The organism is Shewanella surugensis (assembly GCF_023284005.1).
GTDB classification, from domain to species: Bacteria; Pseudomonadota; Gammaproteobacteria; order Enterobacterales; family Shewanellaceae; genus Shewanella; species Shewanella surugensis.
The window spans coordinates 1-10,699 of sequence record NZ_JAKIKS010000152.1 but is presented as its reverse complement, the minus strand read 5'-3'; the positions used below and the strand labels follow the sequence as shown (position 1 = coordinate 10,699).

Sequence of the window (10,699 nt, the reverse complement as noted above, 5' to 3'; positions counted from 1 at the left end):
AGATTTGTGATTCATGAATACCCAGCTCTTTTGCGGCTTTGGAAACCCCATTTCTTTCAGCTAAAGCAAGTGCTTCTTTCTTGAACTCATCTGTGTGTATTTTGCGTATTTGCTTGTCATTATATTACACCTCGGTTAGTGATTTTACTCACTTAGCCGAGCGTTCGAAAGTACTGCCTAGGATCACAATAAAGATGACGAGTATCATGAGAATAATAAAGCTAATAATATTTTTTTAATTTTTTGTTTGATCATGTGATTAAGGTATTTTATTTCATCTGGCTTGAGGATCAATTAATAGTTGACCAAAAACCGTAGCTCAAGACTTTTTCTCGGGTTCATTATTAGGTTGTCATCTTTGACAATATTAAAAGCGGTATGAAAAACGCAAGTGTAAGTATCATCATTTTCTATAGAATCATACTGTTTAAAGATCAGTAATTCATTTGATTGCATTAGAGGGTAATAAAACCATTGATGATGTTGATTATACTTTAATGTCATAATCTCTGAGGTGCCATTAAACATAAAACTTCTTACTATATCTTCATTATTCATTCCATTAATACTGCATAGCGCGAGGTTGTTATTGGTAAGGTGAACTAATGGGATCCAAATATTATACATGCCCCAACGGGATGCTTTGTTGATGACATTTGCAATATCAGTGTGGTTGATCTGTGGATTATTGACTAAAATGGGATCAGGATTTGTTGTCAATGCTTGCAGGCGTTGCATCCCCCAGTCCGCATGAATAAAGCCTGCGGGTGAACGGATCTCTGAATGTGAAGGTAGGCCCGTGTCGTGTTTTTGTTCATGCCTGATGACAGCACCTAATAATAGGGCTCTTTTAGCTGACAATGTGTCAACAAGTATAGTGTTAAACGGTTGGATGATGTTTGGGGTTAGCTCATCAATGCTGAAGATGTGAAGATTAATATTGGATGTCAGTAGGCAAAACCCTTCTTGCTCTATGTGGGGGGGGGTGTTGAGTTGGCGGGCATTATGGATACTGGTTTCTTTATGGTGTTGGGTATCAAAATGTCCGAATTTTATGTCATCGTTGAGGTTGGGGTAGTTTAAAAGCACTTTAATCTTATCTTTTATGATTTCATCATAAAAATGCCCAGTGTTTGACGTCATTGCGTACTCCTAACATTCGAGTGAAATAGGCACTATTTTATGTATGATTATATATGACTTAGAATTAACCTGCTTAATACAGGGGGGGGGGATTTGTTCGATATTGACATAATGTTAGCGGTTTCACGTTATTTAAAGTGTGACTCTAAGATCAGTGGGGATATATTCGATTTCATGATTATAATGTTTTTTTATCACTTAATATTATGATGGGGTATGTCATGACCGTGAGGTTATTTGATTTAAAGAGATTATTTAAAAGGTTAATGAGAATAATATGGCATGATTCAATGTGATTGTCTCTATTTGACGATGAAATCCTACATTTTGTCACAGATACCTTGTTAAACTTTGTCATACTTTAGTTGTAGTCGCGTAAGCGGTAGTGGATAGGGTGATAGGGTGATGCATAAACGAAATACCTTACTGTTTATTCTCTTTATGTCTTTGAGTCCCAATCAGTCTTGGGGACAAGACCCAGACTCATTGGGTCGTCAATTGATCTCAGATCAACTGTTATTATTATCACTTGTTGAACCTAATGAAGCTTTCCATGATTATTATCAATTACTTGAAGATAACGATCAAATTTATCAAGGTATATTGAAAGACAGTATTGAGTTTGAACTGGCGAACTATTGGCAGAGCAAACATATTCCTTTGAAAGATCCTAATTTTAGATTAAAGAGTAATACCTATCAAAGAGCCATAGGGCTGGAGCCTAAGTTAGATGATTTTTTATATTTTACTAATAATATAAAACATTTCATATGGTTAGATGATACTTATTTGTGGTCTGCTTTATCATTAAATAATCTAATTGAACAAGGTGATAAACATGAACAGCTCAATGAAATTGGGCTTAGGTTATGGTTACTTGGCGATCTCGATGATTCAGCAATCATAGGGGATGTCTATACAAGCCATTTTGTTGATGCGGTGAAAGTATTCCAGAAACGTCATGGTTTGGAAACGGATGGTGTTATCGGTCCTGCCACCTTGCGTTGGCTCAATATGAGGCCGTTTGATCGGGCGAAAGTATTAGCTGAAAATTATGTGAAAAAGCATGCCTTTTTGGCCACAAAATCCGCCCAATTTATTGTGATTAACATTCCTGGATTTCATCTGTTATTAATGGATAATGGTGAGATCAGCCTAGATTCTCGTGTCATTGTTGGTAAACCTTCTCGTCAAACCCCCCAGTTGAGCAGTGAAATAACCAACGTGGTTATTAATCCTAGCTGGCGTGTGCCAAAGCGCATTATGCATCGAGATCTGTTACCTAAAATCAGAAGGGATGGTCGATATATCAATAACGGGAATTATGAGGTGTATGATAGGCAAGGCAATAAACTCTTTCGTACACCTGAGCAGTGGAGTGATATTGCGAAGGGCGCTTTTCCGTATCGTTTAGTGCAAAAACCGGGTGTAAAAAATACTTTGGGACGTTACAAATTTTATTTTCCTAATGACTTTAGTATTTATTTACATGACACCGCAAACCCCCGTTTATTTAATAAGGCGAATAGAGCGTTGTCTTCAGGCTGCATCCGCGTTGAAAAAGTGAAATTATTGGCTGAATGGATGGCGGATCATCTCGTGAATGATAAAAAAACATGGCAACGCATGCAGACGAAAAGGGAACAAAGCCGTTGGTTCTCGTTAAAGGCATCCCTACCGATACATTTAGTGTATTGGACAACATGGATTGATGATCAGGGCCAGGTTCAGTATCGGCGAGATATTTATAATCAACAAAAAGCATCATTGATGTCTCTAGCTCAGTAACCTTATTCAATGACTTAAATGAAAGTTAGCTGAAAAATGACCGTATCGCTTGATTTATGTTCGTTCACGAGGTAATTTCACCGCTGTTGTCTATTTATTGTTCAGTGGTGATTCAGTGTCTGTTGTATGTTCAGCTCGAAGACAGTTGTTATTAGGGCTTGGTGGGGTCGCCGCTTTTTCGGTGCTTCCAAAAAAGGCCAATGCCAGTCGTTCCACAAAAGGCGTGAGAACATTAAGTTTCTATAATCGTCATACTGGAGAGCGTGAGCAAGGAAGCTACTGGGTTGATGGGGATTATCAAGCTAATATTTTAACTGAGTTTAATCAAATTTTAAGGGATTTTAGACAAAATGAATCCATTCCTATGGATAAACGTTTGTTTGACTATGCTTTTAAACTTCAAAACACACTTAATGTAGAAGAAGAGATTCATATTATTTCTGGTTATCGTTCACCCACAACGAATGCGATGTTAGCAAGAAGAAGCAGTGGTGTAGCGAAACACAGCTATCATATGAAAGGGATGGCACTCGATTTAGCGTTACCCGGCGTTAAGCTTGCTGATGTAAGGGAAGCGGCTATGTCGTTAAAGTTAGGCGGAGTGGGTTATTATCCTAAATCAGGATTTGTTCATATTGATACTGGTCCTGTTCGACATTGGTAAGTGGATAGGTACTCAGCTTTTTAGTGAGCTTGAGAACCAGACTATAAAATAGGGCTCATTGGAGCCCTATTTTTTATTGATGGGTATTACTTTATCCTGAATCTGCGGATTTAGGATAAAGTATTTGTTGGTTTTATGCTTCTATGATAGGATTCGCAACGCTTTAAAGCGTGGGATTCTTGGTCGAAAAGAATACCACTTTTTTTATTATTTTTAATTTTAGTGAGTAAACTATGTCTTATACTATTACTGCCCAAATCCGTACTGAACTAGGGAAAGGTTCGAGCCGCCGCCTACGTCATGCGAACAAAGTACCTGCTGTTATTTATGGTCCAGGTAAAGAAGCGATTTCTATATCTTTTGATCATAAAGATATCATTAACATCCAAGCTAACGAAGATTTTTATACTTCAGTGCTAACACTGGCTATCGATGGTAAAGACACTAAAGTACGTGTTCAAGATATGCAACGTCATGCATTTAAGACTCTTATCGAGCATATTGATTTCAAATTCGCTTAATCATTATAAGTGAATAAATAAAGCGCCTAGTGGGCGCTTTTTTTATGCTTAATGAGCAACTTGTTCAGGGCAAGAGGCCAGTAATACGATGTCACCTTTATCACTTATCTGTTCAATTTTTACATCGAATCCCCATAACTCATGTAAATGTTTAACGACTTCATGACAGCTTTCATGCAGTGGGATTTCATGGGTGGGGACATAGCGCAGTGTGAGAGAACGATCGCCAGAGACGGCAACATGCTGGACTTGGATATTGGGCTCTATATTCGATAAATTATACTGTTGAGATAACATTTGCCTGATATCTTGATAGCCTTGTTTATCGTGAATGGCCGACACTGATAAATGATTTTTACGGTTATCATCAAGAATGGAAAAGAATTTAAATTGCCTAATAATAGTCGGTGAAAGGTATTGGCTGATAAAACTTTCATCTTTAAAATTTGCCATGGCAAAATGCAATGTCTCTAGCCAATTACTGCCGGCAATATCGGGAAACCACTGTTTGTCTTCTTCTGTCGGGTGTTCGCATATGCGTCGAATATCGATAAACATATTAAATCCGAGAGCATAAGGATTAATACCATTATAGTAAGGGCTATTATAAGCGGGTTGAACAACCACATTAGTATGATTTTGTAAAAATTCGAGCATAAAACGTTCGGTCACTTTTCCTTCATCGTAAAGGTGATTGAGAATAGTGTAATGCCAGAATGTGGCCCAGCCTTCGTTCATGACTTGTGTTTGTTTTTGTGGGTAAAAATATTGCCCCATTTTACGCACAATACGAACAATTTCACGTTGCCATGGCTCTAGAAGTGGGGCATTTTTTTCAATAAAATAAAGAATATTTTCTTGGGGTTCTGAGGGGAAAATGGGTGCTTTTTTTTCAGTGAGGGTTGTGGTTGCATTGGGGATCGTTCGCCAGAGATCATTAACTTGGCTTTGAAGATAATCCTCTCGTTCTTTTTGTCTGAGTTTTTCTTCTTTAAAAGAAATCTCACTGGGTCGTTTGTAACGATCCACACCATAATTCATTAAGGCGTGACATGAATCAATGATACTTTCGACACGCTCAATACCATGAACTTCTTCACATTCACTGATATAGTTACGGGCAAAAACGAGGTAATCGATGATAGAACTGGCATCTGTCCATGTTTTAAATAAGTAATTATTTTTAAAAAAACTATTGTGTCCAAAACTGGCATGTGCCATGACAAGGGCTTGCATTGTAATGGTATTTTCTTCCATCAGATAAGCAATGCAAGGATTAGAGTTGATGACAATTTCATAAGCTAATCCCATTTGTCCGCGTTTATAACCTTGTTCGGTTTGGATAAAACGTTTACCAAAAGACCAATGGGTATAACCAATAGGCATACCTATCCCAGCATAGGCATCCATCATTTGTTCTGCAGTGATGACTTCAATTTGATTGGGATAAGCGTCGAGTTTGTAATGAGCCGCAACCTGTTCAATCTCGGTTAAGTACTCTTGTAGTAAGTTAAATGTCCAGTCTGGTCCATCATCTAATGGCGTTCTTGTTTGTTTTTTTCCCATAATGCCTCCTCCTAAACCGATTGTTTCTTAAACAATTCTCTAAAGACAGGATAAATATCGTCGGCGTGCTTAATATGTTGAACGGCAATATTAGAATACGATTTTTGAAGGTTTTCATATTCGCGCCAGAGTGTTTGATGAGCCCTATTGGTGATTTCGATGTAACTAAAGTAGCGAACAGTGGGTAAGATATTTTTCTCGAGTAGCTTATGGCATTGAGGAGAATCATCGGCCCAGTTATCACCGTCAGATGCTTGAGCGGCATAAATATTCCACTCATTTTCAGGATAACGCTGTTTTTGAATTTCATGCATGAGTTTCAATGCGCTGGAGACGATAGTTCCTCCGGTTTCTTGTGAATAGAAAAACTCCTGTTCATCCACTTCTTTTGCTTGAGTATGATGCCGTATATACACGACTTCGAGGTTTTTATAGGTTCGCGTTAAAAAGAGATATAAAAGTATATAAAATCGTTTAGCAATATCTTTGGTCGCTTGATCCATGGATCCTGAGACATCCATTAAACAAAACATCACAGCCTGACTCGAAGGGATCTCTTTTTTTACAAAATTATTAAAACGTAGATCAAAGGTATCAATGAAGGGGACTTTTGCAATTTTATCTTTTAATATTTTGATCTTAGATCTGATTTCAATGATTTTTTCTGCTTCAGCTCCAGGAGTATCTTCTAATTGTGTTAAAGCCTCTTCTAATCGTTTAAGCTCAGCACGTTTTGAGGCGGACATCGCAATGCGTCTTGCGAGGGAAGAGCGTAATGAGCGAACAATATTAATGTTGGCAGGAACCCCATCATTGGTAAATCCGGCACGTACAATTTGATATTCAACCAGTTTGTTGAGTTGGTTTTTTTGTAAATTGGGCAGTTCTAAATCTTCAAATAAGAGTTCCAGATATTCATCTTTTGATATTTGAAAAATAAAATCATCTTGACCTTCTCCATTATCTGAAGCATCACCTGGGCCTGCACCGCGACCATCACCTGAAGGGGGTCTTTCAATTTTATCCCCGCGGATAAATTGATCGTTTCCAGGGTGCACTTTTTCTCTTACTCCCCCAGCGCCTTGATGAAAGGAAGGTTCATTAATATCACGAGTGGGGATGCTGATTTCTTCCCCTTTATCGACATCAGTGACACTGCGGCGTGTCACCGCATCGCTAACGGCTTGTTTGATTTGTTTCTTATATCGCTGAATAAAGCGTTGGCGGTTAACCGTGCTTTTACCTTTAGCGTTTAAGCGTCTATCAATGAAATTTGCCATACAGACCTCCAAATGACGAGACCCATCGATCCCGTCTATCGGTAAGTTAAGAAGACTTACGGACTCTCAGATACCATTCAGATAATAGTCTAACTTGTTTTTTTGTATAGCCTTTTTCCATCATGCGGTTAACAAAATCATCGTGTTTTCTCTGATCGTCATTGGAGGTTTTCCCATTAAAAGAAATTACGGGCAATAAATCTTCAGTATTAGAGAACATTTTCTTTTCAATGACGGTACGCAGCTTTTCATAACTGGTCCATAGTGGGTTCATGCCATCATTGTTGGCTCTTGCTCTGAGAACAAAATTGACAATTTCATTACGGAAATCTTTAGGGTTGCTGATCCCCGCAGGTTTCTCAATTTTTTCCAGTTCTGCATTCAAGGCTGAACGGTCAAAAAGCTGGCCGGTATCGGGATCGCGATATTCTTGATCTTGGATCCAAAAATCAGCATAAACGACATAGCGGTCAAAAATATTTTGTCCGTACTCTGAATAAGACTCAAGATAGGCCGTTTGAATTTCTTTTCCAATAAACTCGACGTATTTAGGGATGAGGTAACCTTTCAAAAATTCGAGATATCGCTCTGCAATGTCAGTTGGGAATTGCTCTTGTTCAATTTGGCGTTCTAATACATAGAATAAATGTACCGGATTAGCTGCAATTTCAATATTATCGAAGTTAAATACTTTGGATAAAATTTTAAACGCAAAGCGAGTGGATAATCCCGACATGCCTTCATCAACTCCCGCATAATCCCGGTATTCTTGGTATGATTTTGCTTTGGGATCGGTATCTTTTAAACTCTCGCCATCATATACGCGCATTTTGGAAAAAATGGAGGAGTTTTCTGGGGGTAGGATCCGAGATAGTACACTAAATTGGGCTAAGGTCTCTAATGTTCCAGGTGCACAAGGTGCTTGGTAAAGCTCTGAATTACTAATCAGTTTTTCATAAATGTTGATTTCTTTTGTAACACGTAAGCAATAGGGCACTTTGACAATATAGACTCTATCAAGGAAGGCTTCATTGGTCTTATTATTTTTAAAGGTTGACCATTCTGATTCATTAGAGTGAGCGAGAATAATCCCATTATAAGGCAGTGCCGATAAACCCTCTGTACCGTTATAATTGCCTTCTTGAGTGGCGGTTAACAGTGGGTGCAAGACTTTTATCGGTGCTTTAAACATCTCAACAAATTCCATAACACCTTGGTTTGCAAGGCATAAGGCGCCAGAGTAGGAATAAGCGTCGGCATCGTTTTGTGCGAAGTGTTCCAGTTGCCTAATATCAACTTTACCTACGAGAGAAGAAATGTCTTGATTATTTTCATCACCTGGCTCCGTCTTGGCGATGGCAATTTGATCTAGAATTGAGGGATAGACTTTGATTACTTTAAATTTGGCGATGTCGCCGCCAAATTCATGTAATCTTTTGACTGCCCAAGGTGACATAATTGTCTTTAAGTAGCGCTGTGGTATGCGGTATTCTTTTTCGAGTAATTTACCATCCTCTTCGGGATTAAATAAGCAAAAAGGATGATCATTAACGGGGCTTCGAATACCGTCAGCACTTAACACATAAATAGGAATATGTTGCATTAAGTCTTTCAGCTTTTCAGCTAAGGATGATTTACCTCCGCCTACAGGGCCAAGTAAGTAAAGGATCTGTTTAGACTCTTCTAAGCCTTGAGCTGAGTGTTTGAGATAAGCCACAATCTGTTCTATGGCTTCTTCCATCCCATAGAATTTATCAAATGCAGGGTACCTGGAAATGAGTCGATTAGAGAAGATCCGGCTCAGTATCGGATCTTTTGCAGTATCGATAAGATCGGGATCACCGATGGCGAGTAATAAACGTTCAGCAGCCGATACGTAGGTTATTTTATCTTTTTTACAGAGACTTAAAAATTCTTCTAATGAATATTCTTCATCAAGCTTTTTTTCATAGCGCTGTTGGTAATGTTCAAAGATACCCATAGTGCACTCCCCCCTGAAACGCCAAAATAGAATGATAGAAGCCAATATTACTTTGCTTCCTACTGTTAATTTTAGACCTAAAAAGAGAAACAAGTATGTAAATATCAATAAAAACAATAACAAATAGTTGCGAATGCAACAATTGCATTTGTTGAAGGCGGAATAAAGTGGCTGTGAAGCCCAAAAAAAGCAGGCGCATTGATGCGCCTGCCGATGATTAAAGGTCAATAGCCCCTAGGCTTTTTAAGCCGTAAAGTTCTGATTAACAAATACCCAATTAACCAATTTCCAGAAATTCGCTAAATAATCTGGACGAACATTGCGATAATCAATGTAATAAGCGTGTTCCCAAACATCGACCGTTAATAAAGGCGTGACAGCATCATCTGTTAGTGGTGTGGCTGCATTACTGGTATTAACAATCGCGAGTGAACCATCGGCTTTTTTCACTAACCAAGTCCATGCGCTACCGAAGTTATTGACGGCAGAGTCAGTAAATTGTGCTTTAAAAGCATCGAAAGAACCGAAGCTCTTATCAATTGCAGTAGCGATATCACCAGTGGCTGCGCCACCGGCGTTAGGGGCTAAACTGTTCCAATAGAAAGTGTGGTTCCAGATCTGTGCGGCATTATTAAAAATGCCGCCTGTGGAGGCTTTAATGATCTCTTCTAATGTCTTACTCTCAAGCTCAGTGCCTTCGATTAAACCATTTAATTTGACCACATAAGTTTTATGATGTTTACCATAGTGAAACTCAATGGTTTCTTGAGAGATGTGTGGCTCAAGTGCGTTTTGTGCGTATGGTAATGCAGGTAGTTCAAAAGCCATTAGCTTTCTCCGTTGACTTTAAGTTTATGTTTATATGTCTTACTCACTGTTAAGTATTTTACCTAATAAGGGGGGGGGCTGTCTCTTCCTTTGTGGATATTTTTTGATTATTTTTACTGATAGCAAGGACATTCGCATATCCTTTTTAAAAGTAGGTTTTTGTTATTGCTAAACCTGACGTACAATAGCAGATATACATCGATTGTGTTTTACCACGTTAGGGAAAAAAAATGGAAACAGTAGAAAAAATTAAACAGCAGCTTTCAGAAAATCCGATCATCGTATACATGAAAGGATCGCCTAAGTTACCTAGCTGTGGTTTTTCATCTCAGGTCGCTCAGATCATGATTAACTGTGATGAACAGTTTGCGTTTGTTGATATTTTACAGCATCCAGATATTCGTTCTGAATTGCCTAAATATGCAAATTGGCCCACTTTCCCGCAATTATGGGTTGAAGGTGAGTTGATTGGTGGCTGTGATATTTTAACTGAAATGTACCAGAAAGGTGAGTTACAGCCAATATTGAAAGAAACGGCTGATAAATATAAAACAGAAGAGCAAGATTAATTCTGTTGAAAGGTCATAAATGAAATAGTCCGTTATAAAATGCTATCGGGCTATTTTATTGTCATCTAGTATGTTCCCTTTCTTTATTATCTTACTTTTCTTTTCTACTTCGGTATTGTAATCAGCTTGTTTTTTAGGTTGTTAATAAGTAGCTATTCATAGTGGTAATATTAATCCTATATTCTTACTGTATATTTTAATGTGTTCACTCTTATAGCTAATTAACAAACGGTAAACCCCCGGCTCTGCCCAGGGCGGGATCGCACTTTGTTAACAAAGATTGAATCTGCTGAATTACTGTGATCTAATCGCACCTCACTTTCTGAGAGGTAACCCAATGACCCTGATCGAACACCTTA

General features: G+C 38.3%; 10 protein-coding genes. 4 read left to right on the top strand and 6 right to left on the bottom strand.

Translation table 11 applies throughout. The annotated features are described in order from the left end of the window. Both L2764_RS28610 and L2764_RS23645 read right to left on the bottom strand, forming a co-directional pair. Positions 1-109: transposase (locus tag L2764_RS28610; RefSeq protein WP_312018381.1), on the bottom strand; the 109-nt coding region annotated here is incomplete at its 3' end. Positions 110-294: 185 nt separating this feature from the next. Then, the gene (locus L2764_RS23645; protein ID WP_248942800.1) at positions 295-1,143 is read right to left on the bottom strand and encodes a CmcJ/NvfI family oxidoreductase; all 849 of its coding nucleotides are present in this window, start codon (positions 1,141-1,143) and stop codon (positions 295-297) included. A 405-nt stretch (positions 1,144-1,548) separates the two neighbouring features. Here L2764_RS23645 and L2764_RS23640 point away from each other — a divergent pair, with 405 nt between their 5' ends. The 3 genes from L2764_RS23640 to rplY all read left to right on the top strand — a co-directional run bounded on the left by L2764_RS23640 (position 1,549) and on the right by rplY (position 4,116). Continuing rightward, positions 1,549-2,931 carry a L,D-transpeptidase family protein gene (locus L2764_RS23640; protein ID WP_248942799.1) on the top strand — a complete coding sequence of 461 codons (1,383 nt, stop codon included), beginning with the start codon at positions 1,549-1,551 and terminating at the stop codon, positions 2,929-2,931. A 115-nt stretch (positions 2,932-3,046) separates the two neighbouring features. Then, positions 3,047-3,595, top strand: a complete 549-nt coding sequence (gene mepK / locus L2764_RS23635) for a peptidoglycan L,D-endopeptidase MepK (RefSeq protein ID WP_248942802.1) — start codon at positions 3,047-3,049, stop codon at positions 3,593-3,595. A 233-nt stretch (positions 3,596-3,828) separates the two neighbouring features. Then, positions 3,829-4,116: a 50S ribosomal protein L25 gene (rplY, locus tag L2764_RS23630; protein WP_248942797.1), complete on the top strand. Its 288-nt coding sequence runs from the start codon at positions 3,829-3,831 to the stop codon at positions 4,114-4,116. A 48-nt stretch (positions 4,117-4,164) separates the two neighbouring features. Here rplY and L2764_RS23625 read toward each other — a convergent pair whose 3' ends face one another. From L2764_RS23625 to sodB, 4 genes are all read right to left on the bottom strand, one after another. Beyond that, positions 4,165-5,682: a SpoVR family protein gene (locus tag L2764_RS23625; RefSeq protein WP_248942795.1), complete on the bottom strand. Its 1,518-nt coding sequence runs from the start codon at positions 5,680-5,682 to the stop codon at positions 4,165-4,167. Between the two features lie 11 nt (positions 5,683-5,693). Beyond that, positions 5,694-6,962, bottom strand: a complete 1,269-nt coding sequence (locus tag L2764_RS23620; RefSeq protein WP_248942794.1) for a YeaH/YhbH family protein — start codon at positions 6,960-6,962, stop codon at positions 5,694-5,696. A 46-nt stretch (positions 6,963-7,008) separates the two neighbouring features. Next, the gene (locus tag L2764_RS23615) at positions 7,009-8,943 is read right to left on the bottom strand and encodes a PrkA family serine protein kinase (RefSeq protein WP_248942792.1); all 1,935 of its coding nucleotides are present in this window, start codon (positions 8,941-8,943) and stop codon (positions 7,009-7,011) included. A 243-nt stretch (positions 8,944-9,186) separates the two neighbouring features. Beyond that, positions 9,187-9,771: a superoxide dismutase [Fe] gene (gene sodB / locus L2764_RS23610; RefSeq protein WP_248942791.1), complete on the bottom strand. Its 585-nt coding sequence runs from the start codon at positions 9,769-9,771 to the stop codon at positions 9,187-9,189. Positions 9,772-10,001: 230 nt separating this feature from the next. On the opposite strand from sodB, the gene grxD reads away from it, so the two are divergent. After that, complete coding sequence (gene grxD / locus L2764_RS23605; RefSeq protein ID WP_248942790.1) at positions 10,002-10,340, top strand: Grx4 family monothiol glutaredoxin; 339 nt, start codon at positions 10,002-10,004, stop codon at positions 10,338-10,340. The last annotated feature ends 359 nt before the right edge of the window (positions 10,341-10,699 follow it).

What these genes read in the sequence shown, in the direction of transcription:
- L2764_RS23625 (WP_248942795.1), bottom strand. Translation starts at nt 5,682, where the DNA reads ATGGGAAAAAAACAAACAAGAACGCCATTAGATGATGGACCAGACTGG.
- grxD (WP_248942790.1), top strand. Translation starts at nt 10,002, where the DNA reads ATGGAAACAGTAGAAAAAATTAAACAGCAGCTTTCAGAAAATCCGATC.
- L2764_RS23640 (WP_248942799.1), top strand. Translation starts at nt 1,549, where the DNA reads ATGCATAAACGAAATACCTTACTGTTTATTCTCTTTATGTCTTTGAGT.
- L2764_RS23615 (WP_248942792.1), bottom strand. Translation starts at nt 8,943, where the DNA reads ATGGGTATCTTTGAACATTACCAACAGCGCTATGAAAAAAAGCTTGAT.
- L2764_RS23645 (WP_248942800.1), bottom strand. Translation starts at nt 1,143, where the DNA reads ATGACGTCAAACACTGGGCATTTTTATGATGAAATCATAAAAGATAAG.
- rplY (WP_248942797.1), top strand. Translation starts at nt 3,829, where the DNA reads ATGTCTTATACTATTACTGCCCAAATCCGTACTGAACTAGGGAAAGGT.
- L2764_RS23620 (WP_248942794.1), bottom strand. Translation starts at nt 6,962, where the DNA reads ATGGCAAATTTCATTGATAGACGCTTAAACGCTAAAGGTAAAAGCACG.
- sodB (WP_248942791.1), bottom strand. Translation starts at nt 9,771, where the DNA reads ATGGCTTTTGAACTACCTGCATTACCATACGCACAAAACGCACTTGAG.